The organism is Enterobacter sp. HMSC16D10 (genome assembly GCF_001807145.1).
Classification (GTDB): domain Bacteria; phylum Pseudomonadota; class Gammaproteobacteria; order Enterobacterales; family Enterobacteriaceae; genus Enterobacter; species Enterobacter roggenkampii.
Genome location: NZ_KV787896.1, coordinates 149,790 through 171,514, shown reverse-complemented (window position 1 = coordinate 171,514; position 21,725 = coordinate 149,790). Strand labels below are relative to the sequence as shown.

Sequence of the window (21,725 nt, the reverse complement as noted above, 5' to 3'; positions counted from 1 at the left end):
CAGCAACGGTCAGACCGTTGATGTTAGAGGTGAAACGGTTAGCAATCGCCTGACCAGCAGCGTCGTCTTTCGCGCTGTTGATACGCAGACCGGAGGACAGACGCTCGATCGCGGTGCCCAGAGAAGACTGAGATTTGCTCAGGTTGTTCTGAGTCATCAGAGACAGGGTGTTAGTATTAATAACAGCCATGATGTATTCCTTTGAAAAAGTTATCAGATTTAGGCATCTGCCTACGGCTTTCTCACCGTCAATGAGGTTATCGACCGCCCTTTCTCAAGCTTTAGGAAAAAAAATCATTTTTTTAAACCTGTAAACTGCCCGAATTTCTCCCTCTTTATTTACGCATTGTTTTTTTTAAATAACGCTAATCTTTTTCTCGTTTCTGCCGATAGACCATCCAGCGATTGTCTCAATAAAGGATGAAAAAATGGCAAGTATTAGTTCACTCGGCGCAGGTACTTCACTGGACCTCAATACGTTGTATGACAATTTACAGACAGCTGAGCAAACCAAGCTAAAGCCTATCACTACCCAGCAAACGTCATATAAAGCCAAGCTGACAGCATGGGGGGTGGTGCAGACAGCACTCACTAAATTACAGACTGCTTCAGATGCATTAAAAAATACCTCTGCTATTGCACAATCAAAGGTTTCCAGCACTAACACAGCGTTTAGTGCGACGCTTGCCAGCAGCGCAGCTGCAGGATCTTATTCCGTTGAAGTAACGCAACTGGCGGCAGCGCAGTCTCTGTTGAGCCCTAAAGTCGGCAGCAAGGATACAGAACTCGGCGACAGCAGCATGAGCACGCGCACCCTCACAATCACTCAGCCGGGGCAGAAAGATCCGTTAACAATCACCCTGGCGAGCGATAAGACAAGCCTTGCCGATGTGCGTGACGCTATTAACGCCAAGCAGGGAAGCGTAAGCGCCAGCATCATCAAAGCGGATGACAACAGTTATTACTTAGCGCTGACTTCCCGTGATACCGGTACAGCAAACGAGATGACCATTACCACGGATGATAGTCAACTGGCGCAATACGTCAGCTACAATCCATCCAGCGCCACCAATGTGATGAGTGAACAGGTTCCAGCTGCCGACGCTAAAGTCAATATCAACGGTATCGAGATCGTTCGTAGCAGTAATGCCATCACGGATGCACCAGAGGGCGTTACCCTAAACCTGACGAAGACCAATAAAGGCAGCCCGGAGACATTGTCAATTGTCAAAGACAACCAGCCAATGACCGATGCCATTCAGGCTTTTGTGGATGCGTATAACTCTCTGCAGACCACCATTGCCAATCAGACGAAATATACGGCGGTAGATCAGGGAAGCACCAACCAGGACAGCAGCAACGGTGACCTGTTGGGCGACGGAACGCTACGTAATATTCAGACCCGCCTGCGCTCGATGATTTCGGCTAGTCAGGGCTCAGGCGATCTGGCCACCTTATCGCAGATTGGGATTACGCAGGATATCACCGGTAAGCTGACGGTGGACAGTACCAAACTCAACAAGGCACTGAACGAAAAATCGGCCGACGTCGTCGCATTCCTGTCCGGCGATGGAAAAACCACCGGTTTTGCCACCCAGACCAGCAGTCTGCTGAAAGACATGCTCGGAACTGATGGTTCCGTACAGAATGCCACCGCGGGCATCAACAAGACGCTGAAAAAACTGTCGGACGAATACGATCGCGTAAACGCGCAGATCACTGCCACCATGGCACGTTATAAAACGCAATTTACCAGTCTGAGCCAGCTTGTCTCAAAGATGGATCAGACCGGAAGCTATCTGACCCAACAGTTCAACGCCATGAACCGTTAATAACTGATGAATTGAGGTTTTACCATGTATACAAAATCGGGAATTCAGGCATATGCTCAGGTCGGCGTTGAATCGGCCGTTCTGAGTGCCAGCCCACATCAACTGGTTGTGCTTCTTTTTGATGGCGCATTAAGCGCTATGAAGAAAGCCATCATTTTGATTGAACAAGGTGATATTCCCGGTAAAGGGCAGGCCATAAGTAAAGCAATCAATATCATCAGTAACGGTTTGCAGTCAGGTCTAAACCATGAGATTGGTGGCGACCTGGCGGCAAATCTCGATAGTCTTTATGACTATATGACCAGGCGTCTTTTACAGGCTAATCTTCATAACGACATCAATGCCATTAATGAAGTAGTGGAGTTACTCAATAATATTGCTGATGCCTGGAAAGAGATAGGCCCTCATTCTCAAAACATGCGGGACAATTACTAATGGACGTCCATCTCGGCTTGCTCCAACATTATCAGCAGTTATTAACAACCAGTAACACTATGCTTGTTCTCACCCAGGCGGGGCGCTGGGATGAGCTTATCGCTTACGAAGTTGACTACCTGACATCAGTTGAAAGACTGACTATGTTCCAGGATGCCAGCGAAATTCCGCCTCATATTCAGGCTCAAATACGCCCTATTCTGAAAAAAATACTCGATAATGAAATCGAGTTGAAAACCTTGCTGCACCAGCGTATGGAAGAGCTGAAAGCATTAGTTGGACAGACGTCGAGACAACATAATCTGAACTCAACATATGGACGTTTATCAGGAAATGTTCTCTTTCCATCAGATCTCTAGTCTGAATATGGTAGTTTGCGGATGAATAATATTTTGTTATTTCATCCGCGTTTTATTCTCATTTCACCCATACTCACTGTGTTCTCAATATGGAGCACGGATGATGAAAAACCCCACCCTGTTACAATGTTTTCACTGGTACTACCCTGCTGGCGGTGAATTGTGGCGAGAGGTCACGGCGTTAGCCCCCAATCTTAACGAAATCGGCATTAACATGATCTGGCTCCCGCCCGCCTATAAAGGTGCGTCAGGCGGGTATTCTGTCGGGTATGACTCCTATGACCTGTTCGATCTGGGCGAGTTTGACCAGAAAGGCAGTATCGCCACGAAATACGGTGACAAAGCGCAGCTGCTGGAAGCCATCGACGCCCTCAAGCGCAACGACATTGCCGTACTGCTGGACGTGGTGGTGAACCACAAAATGGGTGCCGATGAAAAAGAGCCCATCCGCGTTCAGCGCGTGAACGAGCAGGATCGCACGCAGATCGACGATGAGGTCATCGAGTGTGAAGCCTGGACCCGCTATACCTTCCCTGCCCGCGCCGGGCAATATTCGCAGTTTATCTGGGACTACAAATGCTTCAGCGGCGTCGACCACATTGAAAACCCCGATGAAGACGGCATTTTTAAAATCGTCAACGACTACACCGGCGAAGGCTGGAACGATCAGGTTGATGATGAGATGGGTAACTTCGATTATCTGATGGGCGAAAATATCGACTTTCGCAATCACGCCGTCACCGAGGAGATCAAATACTGGGCCCGCTGGGTCATGGAACAGACGCGCTGCGACGGTTTTCGTCTGGACGCCGTCAAGCATATTCCCGCCTGGTTTTACAAAGAGTGGATTGACCACGTCCAGGAGGTCGCCGACCAGCCGCTGTTTATCGTGGCGGAATACTGGTCCCATGAGGTGGATAAACTTCAGGCCTATATCGACCAGGTCGAAGGCAAAACCATGCTGTTTGATGCCCCCCTGCAGATGAAATTCCACGAGGCGTCACGTCAGGGCCGGGATTACGACATGAGCCAAATCTTTACCGGCACGCTGGTGGAAGCCGATCCGTTTCATGCGGTGACCCTCGTCGCAAACCATGACACCCAGCCTTTGCAGGCGCTGGAAGCCCCGGTCGAAGCCTGGTTTAAACCGCTGGCGTATGCGCTGATCCTGCTGCGGGAAAATGGCGTGCCGAGCGTCTTTTATCCTGACCTCTTTGGCGCCAGCTATGACGATAAGGGTGGAGACGGTGAAACGTACCATATTGATATGCCTGTGATTGAGCAGCTCCACGAGCTAATCCTCGCGCGCCAGCGATTTGCCCACGGCGTGCAGACGCTCTTTTTTGACCATCCTAACTGCATCGCCTTCAGCCGCAGCGGCACGGAAGACGATCCCGGCTGCGTGGTGGTGATGTCGAACGGGGACGACGGCGAGAAGGTAATTTGCCTGGGGGAAAACTACGGCAACAAAACGTGGCGTGATTTTCTCGGCAATCGCGAAGAAACGGTCACCACGGCGGCGGATGGCGAAGGGACGTTTACCTGCAAAGGCGGAAGCGTAAGCGTGTGGGTAATTGAGGATGCACTGTAGAAATAATGCCGGGTGGCGGCTTCGCCTTACCCGGCCTACGGGAAAGCACTTTTGTAGGCCGGGTAAGCGTCAGCGCCACCCGGCAACAAACGGCTACGGTAGTTTACTCTCCAGCGGATGCTTGCTCAGGTAATCGGCACACTCAACCGTTGGGCGATCGACCTTCTGCAGCTCCAGCCCGTCGTACTCAAGCGTCGAGCCATCGCGCTCCAGCGGATAGATATCCAGCTTGCGCGTCACGTTGTAATAACTGTCTGAACGCAGCATGATTTTACCCGGCACGGCAATCACGCGCTGCCACTGACGGCAGTCCAGCGTATCGCCCTCTTCCGTCACCACCAGCGTGGCAATCGCTTCAGGGCTGACCATTTTGCTCTGCGGCCCTTTTGACTGCCAGTATCCCGCCAGATGCGCCGGGACAGGATGCTTGATCACCTCTTTATAATTATCGACCTGAACGCACCCGGTCAGTGCCAGCAGCGCGCCAGCAATTGCTATTTTTTTCATCATCTTTCCTGCATTCGAAGAAAAAAATATTGTGGCATTAAAGCGCTGCGGCTGCCAGCGAAGATCGACAGGTCTTAGACCTGCATCCCCATGACCTCTTGATAAGCCGACACCAGCTTGTTACGCACCTGGATCCCCATCTGCAGGGAAACCGAGGCTTTTTGCAAATCGGTCATCACATCATTCAGCGCCACGCCCGGCTCGCCGAGGGTGAATTTCTCTGCCTGCGTGCGCGCTGCGGTCTGGGTATCACTGATACGGTCAAGAGCGGCATGCAGTTGCCCTGCAAAGCTGATGCTCGGCTGCTGATCTGCCACATTCTGATTACGGGCCGTCATCGCCGTTGCCTGCAGCTGACTGATTACCCCTTCAATGCCCTGTATAGCCATGACTCTCCCCTGGATGGTTTTTTACGCGGTCAAGACTAACAGCTTGTCAATAAGATAATGGCGGTAAATAGCATGAAAAAACCAGGTTATTTGACGCATAGAAAATCACGAATCATCAAATAATGGCAGGGCCATCAATATGGAACATTTGTCGTGTTTGCCGACCCGGGAGTCAGTTTTGTTTCTCTACACGAATAACGTAAACCACCAGGATTTAAGAGGTGCGCAATGAGTGCAACAGCATCGACAGCGCCGCAGAATAAATCACTCGAGTGGATGAACCGCCTTCGCGCGAATCCTAAAATCCCGTTGATCGTGGCAGGCGCTGCCGCAATTGCGATCCTTGTAGCGATGGTCCTGTGGGCGAAAAGCCCTGATTACCGGACGCTCTACAGTAACCTTTCCGATCAGGATGGCGGCGCCATCGTCACCCAGCTGACCCAGATGAACATCCCTTATCGCTTTGCCGATAATGGCGGTGCGCTGGAGGTCCCGGCAGATAAGGTGCACGAACTGCGTCTGCGTCTGGCCCAGCAGGGGCTGCCAAAAGGCGGCGCGGTAGGCTTTGAGCTGCTGGATCAGGAAAAATTCGGTATCAGCCAGTTCAGCGAGCAGGTGAACTACCAGCGTGCGCTGGAAGGTGAGCTGGCCCGCACCATTGAAACATTAGGCCCGGTGAAGAGCGCCCGCGTGCACCTGGCGATGCCTAAACCTTCCTTATTTGTCCGCGAACAGAAATCGCCTTCGGCTTCCGTGACCGTGAACCTTGAGCCTGGACGCGCGCTGGACGAAGGGCAAATCAGCGCGGTGACGCATCTCGTCTCCAGCGCCGTGGCCGGTCTGCCGCCGGGTAACGTGACGCTGGTTGACCAGAGCGGTCACCTGCTGACGCAATCCAATACCGCCGGTCGCGATCTGAATGACGCGCAGCTGAAATATGCCGCCGATGTGGAAAGCCGTCTCCAGCGCCGTATCGAAGCGATCCTGGGTCCGGTGGTGGGCAACAGCAACGTGCACGCGCAGGTCACCGCGCAGATCGACTTCTCGAATAAAGAACAAACCGAAGAGCAGTACAGCCCGAACGGCGATGCGGCGCAGGCGGTTATGCGTTCGCGCCAGATCAACACCAGCGAGCAGATTGGCGGCGCAAACCCGGGCGGCGTGCCGGGCGCGCTGTCTAACCAGCCTGCCCCGGCTAACGCGGCGCCGATCTCTACGCCGCCGGCCAATCAGCAGAACGGCCAGCAGAATAACCAGCAGACCACCTCAACGGCGACGAACAGCGGTCCACGAAACAGCAGCCGTAACGAAACCACGAACTACGAAGTGGATAGAACGATTCGCCACACTAAACTGAACGTGGGCGATATTCAGCGTCTTTCCGTGGCGGTAGTGGTGAACTACAAAACGCTGGCGGATGGCAAACCGTTGCCGTTGACCGCCGAGCAGATGAAGCAGATTGAAAACCTGACCCGTGAAGCGATGGGTTACTCCGAGAAGCGCGGCGATACCCTCAACGTGGTGAACTCACCGTTCAACTCGGTGGAAGAGACCGGCGGTGAACTGCCGTTCTGGCAACAGCAGGCGTTTATCGACCAGCTGATGTCCGCAGGACGCTGGCTGCTGGTGCTGATTGTCGCGTGGCTGCTGTGGCGCAAGGGCGTTCGTCCTCAGCTCCAGCGCCGTGCTGAAGCCGAAAAAGCGGCTCGCGAGCAGATGAATGCGCGTCAGGAAACGGAAGAAGCGGTTGAAGTGCGCCTCAGCAAAGATGAACAGATGCAGCAGCGCCGCGCTAACCAGCGCATGGGTGCCGAGGTGATGAGCCAGCGCATTCGCGAAATGTCAGATAACGATCCGCGCGTCGTGGCGCTGGTCATCCGTCAGTGGATGGGTAACGAACATGAGTAATACGCTTACGGGCACCGATAAAAGCGTCATCCTGCTGATGACCATTGGCGAAGATCGCGCGGCGGAGGTGTTTAAACACCTCTCCCAGCGGGAAGTGCAAATTCTCAGTGCGGCGATGGCCAACGTGCGTCAAATCTCCAACAAGCAGCTGACCGAAGTGCTGTCGGAGTTTGAGCAGGAAGCCGAACAGTTTGCCGCGCTGAACGTCAACGCCAACGACTACCTGCGTTCCGTGCTGGTCAAGGCGCTGGGCGAAGAGCGTGCCGCCAGCCTGCTGGAAGACATTCTGGAAACGCGCGATACCGCCAGCGGTATCGAAACGCTTAACTTTATGGAACCGCAGAGTGCCGCCGACCTTATTCGCGACGAGCACCCGCAGATTATCGCCACCATCCTTGTCCACCTCAAACGTGGTCAGGCGGCCGATATTCTGGCGCTGTTCGAAGAGCGCCTGCGTCACGATGTGATGCTGCGTATCGCCACCTTCGGCGGCGTCCAGCCTGCCGCGCTGGCGGAGCTGACCGAGGTGCTGAACAACCTGCTCGACGGCCAGAACCTCAAGCGCAGCAAAATGGGCGGCGTGAGAACGGCGGCAGAAATCATCAACCTGATGAAAACGCAGCAGGAAGAGGCCGTCATTACGGCGGTTCGCGAATTCGACGGCGAGCTGGCACAGAAAATCATCGACGAGATGTTCCTGTTCGAAAACCTCGTCGAAGTGGACGACCGCAGCATCCAGCGCCTGCTCCAGGAAGTGGATTCCGAGTCGCTGCTTATCGCCCTCAAAGGCGCCGAGCAGCCGCTGCGCGAGAAGTTCCTGCGCAACATGTCTCAACGTGCGGCCGATATCCTGCGCGACGACCTTGCCAACCGCGGTCCGGTTCGTCTGTCTCAGGTGGAAAACGAACAGAAAGCCATTCTGCTTATCGTTCGTCGTCTGGCGGAAACCGGCGAGATGGTGATTGGCAGCGGAGACGACACCTATGTCTAATGAGCTGCCGTGGAAGCGCTGGACGCCGGACGATCTGGCCCCTCCCCTCTCCGAGTTCACGCCAGCCGCGATCCCGACCGAGGCGCTTGACCCGGACGTCGAGCAGCCCGAGCTGAGCGAAGAGGAGCAGCAAGCACAGATGCTGGCTCAGCTGCAAATGCAGGCGCACGAGCAGGGCTACAATGCCGGTCTGAACGAAGGCCGGCAGAAAGGCCACGAGCTGGGGTATCAGGAAGGCCTGGCGAAAGGGTTAGAGCACGGTATCGATCAGGCGCGCCAGCAGCAGGCGCCGATCCATGCCCGCATGCAGCAGCTGGTCAGCGAGTTTCAGCACACGCTGGACGCGCTGGACAGCGTGATTGCCTCGCGACTGATGCAGATGGCGCTGGAAGCCGCGCGTCAGGTGATCGGCCAGACGCCCGTGGTGGATAACACCGCGCTAATCAAACAAATTCAGGGTCTGCTGCAGCAGGAGCCGCTGTTCAGCGGTAAGCCGCAGCTGCGCGTCCACCCGGACGACCTGCAGCGCGTGGAAGAGAGCCTGGGCGCGACGCTAAACCTGCACGGCTGGCGTCTGCGCGGCGACCCGTCGTTACATCACGGCGGCTGCAAAGTTTCTGCCGATGAAGGCGATCTGGATGCCAGCGTCGCCACCCGCTGGCAGGAACTGTGTCGCCTGGCGGCACCGGGAGTCGTCTGATGACCGCACGCCTCACCCGCTGGCTCACCACGCTCGACAACTTTGAGACGAAGATGGCGCAACTGCCCTCTGTTCGTCGTTATGGGCGGCTGACGCGCGCCACCGGTCTGGTCCTGGAGGCCACCGGCCTGCAGCTTCCGCTGGGCGCGACCTGCGTGATTGAGCGTCAGGACGGTCTGGAAACGCGTGAAGTAGAAAGCGAAGTGGTCGGGTTCAACGGCCAGCGCCTGTTCCTGATGCCGCTTGAAGAGGTGGAAGGTATTCTGCCCGGCGCGCGCGTGTATGCCAAAAACACGTCCGGCGATGGGCTGCAAAGCGGGAAACAGCTGCCGCTTGGTCCTGCCCTGCTGGGTCGCGTGCTGGACGGCAGCGGGAAGCCGCTCGACGGGCTGCCCTCCCCGGACACCACCGAAACCGGCGCATTAATTACCCAGCCGTTTAACCCCCTGCAGCGTACCCCTATCGAGCATGTGCTCGACACCGGCGTGCGACCGATTAACGCCCTGCTGACCGTGGGACGCGGGCAACGTATGGGCCTCTTCGCCGGGTCAGGCGTGGGTAAATCCGTCCTGCTCGGCATGATGGCGCGCTATACGCAGGCCGATGTGATCGTCGTGGGCCTGATCGGCGAGCGCGGTCGTGAAGTAAAAGACTTTATTGAAAACATTCTGGGTGCGGAAGGCCGTGCCCGCTCGGTGGTCATTGCCGCACCGGCGGACGTGTCGCCGTTACTGCGTATGCAGGGGGCAGCCTATGCCACCCGCATCGCCGAAGATTTCCGTGACCGCGGCAAGCACGTGCTGCTGATTATGGATTCGCTGACCCGCTACGCGATGGCGCAGCGTGAAATCGCGCTGGCTATCGGTGAGCCACCGGCGACCAAAGGCTACCCGCCTTCGGTCTTCGCCAAACTCCCTGCCCTGGTGGAACGTGCGGGGAACGGCATCAGCGGCGGCGGCTCCATCACCGCGTTCTATACGGTGCTGACCGAAGGCGATGACCAGCAGGATCCGATTGCCGACTCCGCGCGCGCGATCCTTGACGGTCATATCGTGCTGTCTCGTCGTCTGGCCGAAGCCGGACACTATCCGGCGATAGATATTGAAGCCTCTATCAGCCGCGCGATGACGGCGCTGATAACCGAGAAACACTACGCCCGCGTGCGTAACTTTAAACAACTCCTCTCCAGCTTCCAGCGCAACCGCGATCTGGTCAGCGTGGGGGCGTATGCCAAAGGCAGCGACCCGATGCTCGACAAAGCGATTACCCTGTGGCCGCAGCTGGAGGCATTTTTGCAACAAGGCATTTTTGAACGTGCCGACTGGGAAGATTCAATTCAGGCTCTGGAGCTGATTTTCCCGCAGGTGTAACACAGGTGGAGGGCGAAGGTCATGGCGCAAAACAGCGCGTTATCAACGCTGAAAGATCTGGCTGAAAAAGAAGTTGATGATGCCGCATTGCAGCTTGGCGCAATGCGACGCGGGTGCCAGCAGGCTGAAGAACAGTTGAAGATGTTAATCGACTATCAGCATGAATATCGCACCAACCTCAATACCGATATGACACAGGGCATTGGAAGCCAGCGCTGGATTAACTATCAGCAATTTATCCAGACGCTGGAGAAGGCGATAGATCAGCATCGCCAGCAGCTTCACCAGTGGACCCAGAAAGTCGATACCGCGCTGAATTTCTGGCGCGAGAAGAAGCAGCGACTGCAGGCCTGGCAGACCTTACAGGACCGACAGATTGCGGCAACGACCCTGGCGGAAAACCGCCTGGATCAGAAAAAAATGGATGAGTTTGCCCAGCGCGCATCAATGAGGAAACCGGAATGATCACACTGCAACAACTGCTGATGAGCGACAGCGACCTGTCAGGCGGTACGCAGACAGGAAAAGGCACCGACGGTGCACAGGACTTTCTCGCGCTGCTTGCGGGCGCCCTGTCGGACGCGACGGGCAAGGGCAACGATGCGCCCCTGACGCTGGCTGACCTGAAAGCCGCCGGCAGCAAGCTGTCCCACGTTGCTCAGGACGCCAAAGGGGATACCACCCTGCAGGCCAAAATTGCCGACCTGCTCTCGCGTCAAACTGCGCTGAATGGCGATGAAACGTCGTCCGTCACGTCGCTTGATACGCGGGTATCCGGGCTGGTGCCGCTGTCAAAGGGTGATGCCCTGAAAACGCTTAATGCGGTCAACAGCAAAGATGACGGCAAAAGCGAGCTGAGCGAAGAGGAGCTGGCCGGGTTAAGCGCGCTGATGGCCATGCTGCCGCACCAGCAGACCAGCACCTCACGTGCGGCAGGCAGTGACGGTGTGCCCGCCACCGCAACGCTGAGTTCAGCGGCGCTGACGCAAAACGGCGCGGGCCAGCCGTCCCTGAACGCGCTTCCGGGAAGCCATGATAAAGCCCAGAGTGCTGCGCCTTATCAGAGCCAGGCGAAAAACAGCGACCCGGCCCTGTCGGGTAACGCGCCGGCCACGCCGGCCGTGGCCGCAACGGCAGAGAAGCAGGAGCTTGCCAGTTCCTCCTCCTCAGCCTCACCGACGGCAACCCTGGCACCGATTATGTCCAGCCATGCGACCAGTCAGACGGCCGCCACCGTCGCCACCGCGCCGGTGTTAAGCCAGCCTCTGGGTACGCATGAATGGCAGCAGTCCCTGAGCCAGCACATCACCCTGTTCACTAAACAGGGCCAGCAGACAGCCGAGCTGCGTCTGCACCCGGAAGATCTGGGTCAGGTGCAAATTTCGCTTAAGCTGGATGATAACCAGGCGCAGCTGCAGATGGTTTCTGCGCACAGCCATGTCCGTGCGGCGCTGGAAGCCGCGCTGCCGGTCCTGCGAACCTCACTGGCGGAGAACGGCATTCAGCTTGCGCAAAGCAGCGTCAGCAGCGAGAGCTTTGCCGGGCAGCAGCAGTCCTCATCCCAGCAGCAGCACCAGGCTTCGCGTTCCGGCAACACCGGCGGCTTTAATGACGAGAGCGATGAGTTACTGCCTGTCCCTGCCGCTCTGCAATCCGCCGCGCGCGGTAACAGTGCCGTAGACATCTTCGCCTAAACGCCAGAGGTAGCGTGATTATCCCCGTCTTTTCCACGCTTTGACGACAGCAGGACACGGGATAATCACCTTATTAAGCTGTACCGAAACAGGAAGCTCGTATCAGATGACTGACTCCGCTATCACCAAAAAAAGTAAGCGTTCCATCTGGATCCCGCTGCTGGTGTTGATCACGCTCGCCGCCTGCGCTACCGCGGGCTATAGTTACTGGCGTATGCAGCAGGAACCTTCGACCGCTGCGGCCAAAGCCGAACCTGCACCCCCGCCGGCGCCGGTATTTTTCCCTCTGGACACCTTCACCGTGAACCTCGGTGACGCGGATCGTGTGCTGTATGTCGGTATTACGCTGCGCCTGAAGGATGAAGCCACGCGCGCGCGTCTGAATGATTATCTTCCGGAGGTGCGTAGCCGCCTTCTGCTGCTGTTCTCTCGTCAGGACGCTTCGGCGCTGGCCACCGATGTGGGTAAGCAAAAGCTGGTCGACGCCATTAAACAAACGCTGGCGACCCCGCTGGTAAACGGCCAACCTAAGCAGGAAGTCACTGACGTTCTGTATACAGCCTTCATTCTGCGGTAACGACATGGGCGACAGTATTCTTTCTCAGGCAGAAATCGATGCGCTGCTCAACGGCGACAGCGATAAAAGTGATGATCCGCAACCGGGTATTGGCGGCGATAGCGATATTCGTCCCTATGACCCGAATACCCAGCGTCGCGTGGTACGTGAACGTCTGCAGGCGCTGGAGATCATTAACGAACGTTTTGCACGTCAGTTCCGTATGGGGCTGTTTAACCTGCTGCGTCGTAGCCCGGATATTACGGTGGGTGCGATCCGCATTCAGCCGTATCACGAGTTTGCCCGCAACCTGCCGGTGCCAACCAACCTTAACCTGATTCATCTGAAGCCGCTGCGCGGCACCGGTCTGGTGGTGTTTTCGCCAAGCCTGGTGTTCATCGCGGTGGATAACCTGTTCGGCGGCGACGGGCGTTTCCCGACCAAAGTAGAAGGTCGCGAATTCACCCACACCGAACAGCGCGTCATTAACCGCATGCTGAAGCTGGCGCTGGAGTCCTACAGCGACGCGTGGAAAGCGATTAACCCGCTGGAAGTGGAGTACGTCCGTTCTGAGATGCAGGTGAAATTTACCAATATCACCACCTCCCCGAACGATATCGTCGTGAATACGCCGTTCCACGTGGAGATCGGTAACCTGACCGGCGAGTTCAACATCTGCCTGCCGTTCAGCATGATCGAACCGCTGCGCGAGCTGCTGGTTAACCCGCCGCTGGAGAACTCCCGCAACGAAGACCAGAACTGGCGTGAAAACCTGGTCCGCCAGGTCCAGCATTCGCAGCTTGAGCTGGTGGCGAGCTTCGCCGATATCCCGCTGCGGTTATCTCAGATCCTGAAATTACAACCCGGTGATGTTTTGCCGATAGAAAAACCCGACCGCATTATTGCCCATGTGGATGGTGTCCCCGTGCTGACAAGCCAGTACGGCACGATTAACGGTCAGTATGCGTTACGCGTTGAGCACTTGATCAACCCGATTTTGAATTCGCTGAATGAGGAACAGCCCAAATGAGTGACATGAACAATCCGTCCGATGAAAACAGCGGAGCACTGGACGATCTGTGGGCTGACGCGTTAAACGAGCAAAAAGCGACCCCGGCCAAAAGCGCAGCGGATGCCGTATTCCAGCAGCTCGGCGGCGGTGACGTCAGCGGCACGCTGCAGGATATCGACCTGATTATGGATATCCCGGTTAAGCTGACCGTTGAGCTGGGACGCACCCGCATGACCATTAAAGAGCTGCTGCGCCTGACGCAGGGCTCTGTAGTCGCCCTTGACGGTCTGGCCGGCGAGCCGCTGGATATCCTGATCAACGGCTATCTGATTGCTCAGGGTGAAGTGGTGGTGGTGGCCGATAAATACGGCGTACGCATCACCGACATCATTACCCCGTCTGAACGTATGCGTCGTCTGAGCCGTTAAGCATGAAAACCCAGGCAACAGTATCGCAACCTTCTGCCATTCCCGGCTCGCCTCTGCTCCAGGTGAGCGGGGCGTTGTTCGGTATTATTGCCTTTATTCTTATCGCCGCCTGGCTGGCGAAGCGCTTTGGCCTGGCGGGGAAAACCGCCGGTGCCCGCGGGCTGAAGGTCAGCGCCAGCACTACGCTGGGGCCGCGTGAACGCGTGGTCATCGTCGAGGTGGACGATGCGCGCCTGGTCCTGGGCGTCACGGCGTCAAACATCAGCGTGTTACATAAACTGCCGCCCGCCCCTGTTGTGGTGGACGAGCGTGCAGAGGCCCCTGCGGATTTCCAGTCCGTGATGAAGAGTTTGCTCAAGCGTTCCGGGAGATCCTGATGCGCCGTTTGTTATCCCTGACGCTTGCGGGCGTTGGCCTGTTTGCTCCCGCGGTCTATGCGCAACTGCCCGGTCTGGTTTCTACCCCGCTCGCGGGCGGCGGCCAAAGCTGGTCGCTTCCGGTTCAGACGCTGGTGTTCATCACCTCGCTGACGTTTATTCCGGCCATCCTGCTGATGATGACCAGCTTCACCCGCATCATCATCGTTTTTGGTCTGCTGCGAAACGCGCTCGGCACCCCTTCCGCTCCGCCAAACCAGGTTCTGCTCGGGCTGGCGCTGTTTTTGACCTTTTTCATTATGTCGCCGGTGATCGATAAGATTTACACCGACGCCTACCAGCCGTTCAGCGAAGATAAAATCTCCATGCAGGAAGCGCTGGATAAAGGCGCGCAGCCGCTGCGGGAATTTATGCTGCGTCAGACGCGTGAAGCCGACCTGGCCCTCTTTGCCCGCCTGTCCAACACCGGCGAGCTGCAGGGACCGGAAGCGGTACCCATGCGTATTCTGCTGCCCGCCTATGTGACCAGCGAGCTGAAAACCGCATTCCAGATTGGCTTTACCATCTTTATTCCGTTCCTGATTATCGACCTGGTGATCGCCAGCGTCCTGATGGCGCTCGGGATGATGATGGTGCCGCCCGCGACCATCGCCCTGCCCTTTAAGATCATGCTCTTTGTGCTGGTCGACGGCTGGCAGCTGCTGGTCAGCTCGCTGGCGCAGAGTTTCTACAGTTAAGGAACGGCAATGACACCCGAATCGGTCATGATGATGGGCACGGAGGCGATGAAAATCGCGATTGCCGTTGCCGCGCCGCTGCTGCTTGTCGCGCTGGTTACCGGTCTGATTATCAGTATTCTCCAGGCCGCCACGCAGATTAACGAAATGACGCTGTCATTCATCCCGAAAATCATCGCCGTGTTCGTGGCGATTATCGTGGCCGGGCCGTGGATGCTGAACCTGCTGCTGGACTATATGCGCAACCTGTTTACCAACCTGCCGTACATCATCGGCTGACCTGACGATGCTGCACTTCACCAGCGACCAGTGGGTTCAGTGGCTCGGCGTCTATTTTTGGCCGATGCTGCGCATCATGGCGCTGATCTCTACCGCCCCCATTCTCAGCGAGAAATCGATCCCCAAGCGTGTCAAAGTGGGGCTGGGCATCATCATCTCCATTATCGTCGCCCCGTCTCTTCCGCCGGTGGATATTCCGATCTTCTCGGCGAATGCGGTATGGGTGGCCCTGCAGCAGGTGATGATTGGCGTCGCCGTTGGCTTTACCATGCAGCTTGCCTTTGCCGCGGTGCGTACCGCGGGGGAACTGATTGGCCTGCAGATGGGGCTATCGTTCGCCACGTTTGTTGACCCTGGCAGTCATCTCAACATGCCCGTGCTGGCGCGCATTATCGATCTGCTCGCCATGCTGCTGTTCCTGTCGTTCAACGGCCATCTGTGGCTTATCTCCATGCTGGTGGACACGTTCCATACGCTGCCGATTGGCGAAAATCCGGTGAACAGCAATGCGTTTCTGGCGCTCACCCGCGCGGCGGGGCTGATCTTCCTCAACGGGCTGATGCTGGCGCTGCCGATCATCACCCTGCTGCTGACCGTCAACCTGGCGTTAGGTTTACTCAACCGAATGGCACCGCAGCTTTCGGTGTTTGTCATTGGTTTTCCGTTAACGCTGACGGTCGGGATTTTATTAATGTCATTACTGATGCCACTTATCGCTCCCTTCTGTGAACATTTATTCGGCGAGATATTCAACCTGTTAGCGGATATTGTCAGCGAACTGCCTCGTAAATAATAGACCGTACTGTTGCTACTGTCTTTCTGAGGATATTCCTAAAATAAAACGCGAAAAACATCTTCCAGGATATATCTGACGCGGTTTAATTGTTTCTAACCACCTCACAATACTTAATATTTACTTTACTTTAAGAAGATTCCTGGCAAATTATACGTAACTTTACGGGATAGTGAGTCCGCCTGAAAGTCTTTGTCATGCTCACAGGTTTATTATTTTTTTCCATCCCGTATGGCTGTTTTGAGCTCTCAGGCAGATGGTGAATTATCGTTACGCATTGAGTGAGGGTATGCCATGTCAACGATCATTATGGATTTATGCAGCTACACCCGGCTAGGGTTAACCGGGTACCTGGCAAGCAGAGGGGTAAGAAAGAGAGACATCAACGATGCACACACCGTTGACGAACTCGCAGCCGCTTGTGACGAACTAAAACCAGGCGTGGTGTTTATTAATGAGGACTGTTTCATTCACGATCCAGCCAACAGTCAGCACATTAAGCAAATCATTAATCAGCATCCAAAAACCCTGTTTATTGTTTTTATGGCGATCGCGAATATCCATTTCGATGAGTATTTGTTGGTCCGTAAAAATTTATTGATCAGTTCTAAATCGATTAAACCCGAGTCGCTGGATGACATTTTGGGTGATTATTTGAATAAAGAAGTTAAAAATGTAGGAGCGGTTAACTTACCCACCCTATCATTAAGCAGGACTGAATCAAGTATGCTGCGAATGTGGATGGCGGGACAAGGAACTATTCAGATCTCCGACCAGATGAATATTAAAGCGAAAACCGTTTCATCACACAAAGGAAATATTAAACGGAAAATTAAAACGCATAATAAGCAAGTGATCTACCACGTGGTACGCCTGACCGATAATGTGACGAACGGGATTTTCGTCAACATGCGTTAGTCGCTTAAGAAAAGACCCTGTGCACCCTACCTTTGATCTCTGGCCTGGCCAGAGATTTTTGCTTTTACAGCGGGTGTCGGGCACGCAATGTGCTACCCGACGCCGTGCTAGTCTGCTTTCTCTACAAAAATACCGTCCGGATGCCCCAGTTCGTTAAAAAACCAAATGCCGAGCGGGTAGTCTTCCAGTGATACCAGGTACATTGTCCCTTCGCTAAACTCTTCAATTGCCAGCACCACACCCGGGCGGCGCGGCCCACCGTCCGTTTTAACGGTTACCCGATCGTTGACCTTCATACATTCCTCCTCTGGTTTTGAGCCAGTGTAGAACAAAACGCAAAAACGCACATCGCCGCCCGGCGTGAATGGCGTTTTTATGCACAGGCTATACTTAACCCTGGACACGTTTGCAGGTTGAAAGAGGAGTCCCGCAATGAAGACCGATAAAGAGTACAGCGATACCATCAAGCGCGAAGTCGAGGTGGATGTCGATGCCCTGCTGGCCGCCATCAATGAGATCAGCGAGTCAGAAGTCCGCCGCTCGGACGACAATTCGGACCGCGTCATTGTCAACGGAAGGGATTATCACACCTATCGCGAGCTGGCCGAGGCCTTCGAGCTCGATATTCACGACTTTAGCGTGTCGGAAGCCAATCGTTAGGGCGAAAAAAATCCCGGTCATGGGGATGACCGGGATCAAAACTTGCTTATGCAAGAAGCACTTGAAAATTCGTTACACCAGGAAATCTGATGTACATGCCACACTATCCCCAACGAATTTGTCTGACAAGCATATATTCTTAGGATGAATATAATATTTTTAACATAATGCTTTTGGTTATGAGCAATAACATACGCCGAATGCGGGTTTGCCAGGGAATACTCTCATTTCTCCGGTTAACAATTCGGATATTTTTTAGGAATTTTCTTAGATCGAAACGCATGCGTCACCGGGAGTCACTATGCCTTCACTGCGGGATACCTTGCTGATTTTTTCCGACCTGGATGGCTCGTTGCTGGATATTCATACCTATGACTGGCAACCCGCCATGCCCTGGCTGGACAGGCTGCAGGATAACCAGATTCCGATCATTCTCTGCAGCAGTAAAACCGCGGCAGAGATGCTGGATATTCAGCAGGATCTGGGGCTGGAAGGCCTGCCGTTTATTGCCGAGAACGGTGCGGTGATTCAGCCTGACGTGCGCTGGGACAATATCCAGCGTCAGATTAGAGGGATGACGCACCGGGATATTCGTCCGCGGATCGAGCAGATTCGCCTGCAGACGGGCTTTAAATTCACCACCTTTGACGATGTGGATGAGCACGTTATTAGCGAGTGGACCGGACTGACGCGCTACCGTTCGACGCTTGCCCGCAAGCACGAAGCCTCCGTCACGCTGATCTGGCGCGATACCGACGAGAACTTGCTCCAGTTTGAAGAGGAACTGGCGCACAGCGGCCTGCAATGCCTGCAGGGGGCGCGCTTCTGGCATATTCTGGACGCCCGCTGCGGTAAAGACGTGGCGGTTAACTGGCTGATTGAACGGTATCGCGAGCAGGAAGACATTGAACCCACCACGCTAGGGCTCGGCGACGGTCCCAACGATGCGCCGCTGCTCGACAGCATGGACTTTGCGGTGGTGATCAAGGGGATTAACCGCCAGGGCATCACGCTACGGGACGATAACCCCGCGCGGGTTTATCACACCCAACAGCCCGGGCCTGCGGGCTGGCAGGAGGGGCTGGATCATTTCCTGTCCTGATCCCGCCACACGACCCGGTTACGCCCGCTCTGCTTGGCCTGATACAGCCGGGCGTCCGCCACGGACTGCAGCTGTTCAAAATCGTAATTGCCCGTTTCATCCGCGCTGCTGACGCCCAGTGACGCGCTGATGCGCAGGGTTGTGCTCTTCTTCACCAGGATCTCCTTACTGTTGATTCGGCAACGAATGCGTTCGGCGACGCCTCTCGCCTCCTCCAGACCAAGACCGGGAAGGACAACACAAAACTCTTCGCCACCGACGCGTCCGGCCACGTCATTCTTGCGTAACGCGCTGGCAATCACGCCTGCCGTATGGGAAAGCACCTTATCACCGGCCTGATGGCCGAAACGGTCGTTGATGTTTTTAAAATAGTCGAGATCGATCTGAATCACCGAGAACGGCAGCGACTGCTGACGACAGGTTTCCGCCAGCAATTTTGCGCGGTCGAACAGCGCGCCGCGATTATTCAATCGGGTCAGCGGATCGTGCCAGGCCTGCCACTGGAGCGAGTGCTGAAGCGTATACATGTTACTCACCATCCGACGGATCACCAGCCACGAGATCAACAGCATGGCGGTAAAGAGCGCCCACAGCAGCGCCAGCACAATACTGATACTGCCGAAGTCGTCCTGTACCCCTTCGTGCAGGGTGTGGATCCGCAGGACGACGCCATCGAAATGATCGAGCCGCTCCCAGGTGATAAACCGGCTCCCGAGGCGGATACCGCCGCCGGTATCATGTTCAATCGCCTGGGCAATCTGCGCCGTTTCGCGTTCGTCAAACTGGTTAACCGGGCTTCCCGCGTGGGTTGAGGTAGCAATCATATTAAGCCGGGTATCGTACAGCTGATACTCCCCCTCCGTCCGGTCTTCCGTCGCGTCGGTCAGCAAACGCTGCATCGTGTCTAATGTAAAATCCATCGCCACGACGCCGTACCAGTAATGATCGAAATAGATGGGGACGCTGGCGGTGATCGTGCGTTCATCCCCGGTCCAGGATGAAGGCGTGGAGATAAACCAGCGCACGGCGCGGGCGCGGTTGTTACGCTCTGACTGCTGGGTAAACCAGGACTGCGTGACCAGATTATAATAGCGGGCGGTAATATCACCCGCCCGATCCGGCGTATCCGTGGAAAGGAAAAATCCGGCGCGGGAGACGTAGATCACCCGCGCTTCCGTTTGCGCTCTTGATGACGCCAGCCTGAGCAGATACCCCACTTCGAGCGCGGCAGAAATTTCATGACTGATGCGCTCAGCGTCCCGGTTCAGAAGCGTGGTTTTATCCACGAACGCATCCGAGACCCCGTTGATGGGAAGGGTGCGCTTTTTATCAACGGCGAGCTGCCAGGTGGGGAGCATGCGGACGGTGTTAAAGCGTGACACCGCATCCTGTAGGACATCAAAGGCCAGCGGCGTCTCGATTGCATCATGCATGCCCTGGCGAAATAACAGCATCCTGTCGACGCTGTTCTGTAACTGCCTGTCCAGCGAACTGGCCACCGTATCCAGATGGTTGCGCTGGCTGGAGATGTACGCCTCTTCCAGCACCACCACCTCACGCCAGGTCAGGAGCGTGGAAAACACCAGAACGATCAGAAAACAGAGATTAACAATCCGCCCCGGATTGCTACGCTTATGCAGCCATTGCAAAAAAGTTTGTCTTACAACAAAGGTATCGCGCTGCACACACACTCCCTGATTACTGCTCTATACCCGAAACCTGAGATAAAAACGCCCGGCAAAGCCGGGCGTTATGTGATTAAGCCTTGTCCCGTTTGTGCTGCCCGTCCCCCGGCTGAAGCTCATCTTCACGGAATGCTTCCCGCTTGATGCTATAGCCATCGTGCCACCGGCATTCCACCATTCCGCTGGAATACCCGGTGACGATCATACGTGGGCCGCCCTTTTTAGGCTTAACTTCATCACTGACCAAAAAGACCATACCTGCCTCCTGTATCAGGGTGAAACTGTTTCAATTTAGACGAGGAATGGTCTTTTTGCATCCTGCCGACGGTAACAATTAGTGCGACGTGCCGCGAATTTTCTCAACCAGCTTCACCGCCGCAACGACGATAGCGCCAATGATAAAGCCCAGCACCAGGTTCAGCAGCGTAGGCAGAATCGCCGCGATAACGGCCCCCTGGGTGGAGGAGAAATGTTCGATGGCATGGTGCAGCGGCGCAATGCCGTGAACCACAATTCCGCCGCCTACGAGGAACATCGCCAGCGTGCCCACCACCGATAAGCTCTTCATCAGCCAGGGTGCCAGCACCAGCAGGCTTTTGCCGATGCCTCTTGCCACCGCGCTCGACTTTTCTTCCAGCCAGTAGCCAATATCGTCCAGCTTGACGATCAGTCCCACCAGACCGTACACGCCCACGGTGACCAGAATCGCGATGCCGGAGAGGATCAGGACCTGATTCAGGAGCGGCGCGTCAGAGACAATGCCCAGCGTAATCGCGACGATTTCCGCAGACAGGATAAAGTCGGTCCGAATAGCGCCTTTGACCTTATCGCGCTCGAAGGTTTTTGGATCCTGCGCGGCCAGCGCTTCAAGACGCTGCTGGCGCACCTCCGGCGTATCGCTCTGCTTGCGCGCGCTAAAGGAATGCAGCACTTTCTCCACGCCCTCGAAGCAGAGAAATGCCCCACCGATCATCAGTAACGGCGTGATGGCCCAGGGGATAAAGGCGCTGATCAGCAGCGCCAGCGGCACCAGGATCACCTTATTCAGGAAGGAACCTTTCGCCACGCCCCACACCACCGGCAGTTCACGGTTTGCCCTCACCCCACTCACCTGCTGCGCGTTAAGCGATAAATCATCGCCCAGCACGCCGGCGGTTTTCTTCGCCGCCAGTTTCCCCATCACTGAAATGTCGTCCAGTAGGGTGGCTATATCATCCAGTAATGTTAATAAGCTACTTCCTGCCAAAATCTTAATCCTTCATTTTTTGGTAATTAAGTGAATAGTATGGAGCAAAAGCGCAAACCCGGAAACAGGCACCTTACGTCAACAAAAAATTCACATCAGCTACACAATTAAAGGGCTCGCCAGCGCGATAGTTTTCGCGTTTACTATCAGCGACCT

The 21,725-nt window shown here is 55.5% G+C and carries 25 protein-coding genes and 2 pseudogenes; 20 read left to right on the top strand and 7 right to left on the bottom strand.

All coding sequences use genetic code 11. From position 1 onward, the window contains the following. A pseudogene (locus HMPREF3143_RS17825) lies at nucleotides 1-190 on the bottom strand (flagellin FliC); the annotation flags it as partial. A gap of 238 nt (nucleotides 191-428) precedes the next feature. On the opposite strand from HMPREF3143_RS17825, the gene fliD reads away from it, so the two are divergent. The 4 genes from fliD to amyA all read left to right on the top strand — a co-directional run bounded on the left by fliD (nucleotide 429) and on the right by amyA (nucleotide 4,217). Beyond that, nucleotides 429-1,832, top strand: a complete 1,404-nt coding sequence (fliD, locus tag HMPREF3143_RS17820; RefSeq protein WP_023293879.1) for a flagellar filament capping protein FliD — start codon at nucleotides 429-431, stop codon at nucleotides 1,830-1,832. A 24-nt stretch (nucleotides 1,833-1,856) separates the two neighbouring features. After that, on the top strand, nucleotides 1,857-2,267 hold the full coding sequence (gene fliS / locus HMPREF3143_RS17815; protein WP_021241380.1) for a flagellar export chaperone FliS: 411 nt from the start codon (nucleotides 1,857-1,859) through the stop codon (nucleotides 2,265-2,267). Then, nucleotides 2,267-2,626, top strand: coding sequence for a flagella biosynthesis regulatory protein FliT (gene fliT, locus HMPREF3143_RS17810; RefSeq protein ID WP_021241381.1), 360 nt, complete (start codon nucleotides 2,267-2,269; stop codon nucleotides 2,624-2,626). The genes fliS and fliT overlap by 1 nt, the downstream gene beginning before the upstream one ends. A 103-nt stretch (nucleotides 2,627-2,729) precedes the next feature. Further along, nucleotides 2,730-4,217: an alpha-amylase gene (gene amyA / locus HMPREF3143_RS17805; protein WP_070533889.1), complete on the top strand. Its 1,488-nt coding sequence runs from the start codon at nucleotides 2,730-2,732 to the stop codon at nucleotides 4,215-4,217. 93 nt (nucleotides 4,218-4,310) lie between these two features. Here amyA and yedD read toward each other — a convergent pair whose 3' ends face one another. Further along, a complete protein-coding gene (gene yedD, locus HMPREF3143_RS17800; protein WP_023293875.1) occupies nucleotides 4,311-4,724 on the bottom strand; it encodes a lipoprotein YedD in 414 nt (137 codons plus the stop codon). Between the two features lie 74 nt (nucleotides 4,725-4,798). Further along, nucleotides 4,799-5,113, bottom strand: coding sequence for a flagellar hook-basal body complex protein FliE (fliE, locus tag HMPREF3143_RS17795; protein WP_008500329.1), 315 nt, complete (start codon nucleotides 5,111-5,113; stop codon nucleotides 4,799-4,801). Nucleotides 5,114-5,341: 228 nt separating this feature from the next. Between fliE and fliF the strand changes: the two genes are divergently transcribed. From fliF to rcsA, 14 genes and pseudogenes are all read left to right on the top strand, one after another. After that, nucleotides 5,342-7,021, top strand: coding sequence for a flagellar basal-body MS-ring/collar protein FliF (gene fliF, locus HMPREF3143_RS17790; protein WP_021241384.1), 1,680 nt, complete (start codon nucleotides 5,342-5,344; stop codon nucleotides 7,019-7,021). Continuing rightward, nucleotides 7,014-8,012, top strand: a complete 999-nt coding sequence (gene fliG / locus HMPREF3143_RS17785) for a flagellar motor switch protein FliG (RefSeq protein WP_008500327.1) — start codon at nucleotides 7,014-7,016, stop codon at nucleotides 8,010-8,012. Before fliF ends, fliG begins: the two co-directional genes overlap by 8 nt. Next, nucleotides 8,005-8,712 (top strand): flagellar assembly protein FliH, encoded by a 708-nt coding sequence (gene fliH / locus HMPREF3143_RS17780; protein ID WP_008500326.1) that lies wholly within the window; start codon nucleotides 8,005-8,007, stop codon nucleotides 8,710-8,712. The genes fliG and fliH overlap by 8 nt, the downstream gene beginning before the upstream one ends. Further along, nucleotides 8,712-10,082 carry a flagellar protein export ATPase FliI gene (gene fliI, locus HMPREF3143_RS17775; RefSeq protein WP_008500325.1) on the top strand — a complete coding sequence of 457 codons (1,371 nt, stop codon included), beginning with the start codon at nucleotides 8,712-8,714 and terminating at the stop codon, nucleotides 10,080-10,082. The genes fliH and fliI overlap by 1 nt, the downstream gene beginning before the upstream one ends. 21 nt (nucleotides 10,083-10,103) lie before the next feature. Continuing rightward, complete coding sequence (gene fliJ, locus HMPREF3143_RS17770) at nucleotides 10,104-10,547, top strand: flagellar export protein FliJ (protein WP_021241386.1); 444 nt, start codon at nucleotides 10,104-10,106, stop codon at nucleotides 10,545-10,547. Continuing rightward, nucleotides 10,544-11,776, top strand: a complete 1,233-nt coding sequence (gene fliK, locus HMPREF3143_RS17765) for a flagellar hook length control protein FliK (RefSeq protein ID WP_070533881.1) — start codon at nucleotides 10,544-10,546, stop codon at nucleotides 11,774-11,776. The genes fliJ and fliK overlap by 4 nt, the downstream gene beginning before the upstream one ends. A 106-nt stretch (nucleotides 11,777-11,882) precedes the next feature. Next, nucleotides 11,883-12,353, top strand: a complete 471-nt coding sequence (fliL, locus tag HMPREF3143_RS17760; RefSeq protein ID WP_021241388.1) for a flagellar basal body-associated protein FliL — start codon at nucleotides 11,883-11,885, stop codon at nucleotides 12,351-12,353. 4 nt (nucleotides 12,354-12,357) lie between these two features. Continuing rightward, nucleotides 12,358-13,362, top strand: coding sequence for a flagellar motor switch protein FliM (fliM, locus tag HMPREF3143_RS17755; protein ID WP_008500320.1), 1,005 nt, complete (start codon nucleotides 12,358-12,360; stop codon nucleotides 13,360-13,362). Continuing rightward, nucleotides 13,359-13,772, top strand: a complete 414-nt coding sequence (gene fliN, locus HMPREF3143_RS17750; RefSeq protein ID WP_008500318.1) for a flagellar motor switch protein FliN — start codon at nucleotides 13,359-13,361, stop codon at nucleotides 13,770-13,772. Before fliM ends, fliN begins: the two co-directional genes overlap by 4 nt. A 2-nt stretch (nucleotides 13,773-13,774) precedes the next feature. Beyond that, nucleotides 13,775-14,149 (top strand): flagellar biosynthetic protein FliO, encoded by a 375-nt coding sequence (gene fliO, locus HMPREF3143_RS17745; RefSeq protein WP_070533879.1) that lies wholly within the window; start codon nucleotides 13,775-13,777, stop codon nucleotides 14,147-14,149. Continuing rightward, nucleotides 14,149-14,886 (top strand): flagellar type III secretion system pore protein FliP, encoded by a 738-nt coding sequence (gene fliP / locus HMPREF3143_RS17740; protein ID WP_008500316.1) that lies wholly within the window; start codon nucleotides 14,149-14,151, stop codon nucleotides 14,884-14,886. Before fliO ends, fliP begins: the two co-directional genes overlap by 1 nt. A gap of 9 nt (nucleotides 14,887-14,895) precedes the next feature. Next, on the top strand, nucleotides 14,896-15,165 hold the full coding sequence (gene fliQ / locus HMPREF3143_RS17735) for a flagellar biosynthesis protein FliQ (protein ID WP_008500315.1): 270 nt from the start codon (nucleotides 14,896-14,898) through the stop codon (nucleotides 15,163-15,165). Between the two features lie 7 nt (nucleotides 15,166-15,172). Beyond that, nucleotides 15,173-15,965, top strand: a pseudogene (fliR, locus tag HMPREF3143_RS17730) (flagellar biosynthetic protein FliR); the annotation flags it as partial. A gap of 287 nt (nucleotides 15,966-16,252) precedes the next feature. Next, nucleotides 16,253-16,876, top strand: a complete 624-nt coding sequence (rcsA, locus tag HMPREF3143_RS17725; RefSeq protein ID WP_008500313.1) for a transcriptional regulator RcsA — start codon at nucleotides 16,253-16,255, stop codon at nucleotides 16,874-16,876. 107 nt (nucleotides 16,877-16,983) lie between these two features. On the opposite strand, the gene dsrB is transcribed toward rcsA, so the two are convergent. After that, nucleotides 16,984-17,172, bottom strand: coding sequence for a protein DsrB (gene dsrB / locus HMPREF3143_RS26015; RefSeq protein WP_008500312.1), 189 nt, complete (start codon nucleotides 17,170-17,172; stop codon nucleotides 16,984-16,986). A gap of 136 nt (nucleotides 17,173-17,308) precedes the next feature. On the opposite strand from dsrB, the gene yodD reads away from it, so the two are divergent. Beyond that, entirely contained in the window at nucleotides 17,309-17,536 is a 228-nt protein-coding gene (gene yodD, locus HMPREF3143_RS17715; RefSeq protein ID WP_008500310.1) for a YodD family peroxide/acid resistance protein, read from the top strand. A 301-nt stretch (nucleotides 17,537-17,837) separates the two neighbouring features. Beyond that, complete coding sequence (locus tag HMPREF3143_RS17710) at nucleotides 17,838-18,638, top strand: mannosyl-3-phosphoglycerate phosphatase-related protein (RefSeq protein ID WP_032652560.1); 801 nt, start codon at nucleotides 17,838-17,840, stop codon at nucleotides 18,636-18,638. Here the strand turns inward: HMPREF3143_RS17710 and dgcQ are convergent. The 3 genes from dgcQ to HMPREF3143_RS17695 all read right to left on the bottom strand — a co-directional run bounded on the left by dgcQ (nucleotide 18,623) and on the right by HMPREF3143_RS17695 (nucleotide 21,569). Continuing rightward, a complete protein-coding gene (gene dgcQ / locus HMPREF3143_RS17705) occupies nucleotides 18,623-20,323 on the bottom strand; it encodes a cellulose biosynthesis regulator diguanylate cyclase DgcQ (RefSeq protein ID WP_070533878.1) in 1,701 nt (566 codons plus the stop codon). The genes HMPREF3143_RS17710 and dgcQ overlap by 16 nt on opposite strands. A gap of 73 nt (nucleotides 20,324-20,396) precedes the next feature. Then, on the bottom strand, nucleotides 20,397-20,579 hold the full coding sequence (locus HMPREF3143_RS17700; RefSeq protein ID WP_008500307.1) for a YodC family protein: 183 nt from the start codon (nucleotides 20,577-20,579) through the stop codon (nucleotides 20,397-20,399). Between the two features lie 78 nt (nucleotides 20,580-20,657). Then, a complete protein-coding gene (locus HMPREF3143_RS17695) occupies nucleotides 20,658-21,569 on the bottom strand; it encodes a DUF808 domain-containing protein (protein ID WP_008500306.1) in 912 nt (303 codons plus the stop codon). Nucleotides 21,570-21,725 lie beyond the last annotated feature (156 nt).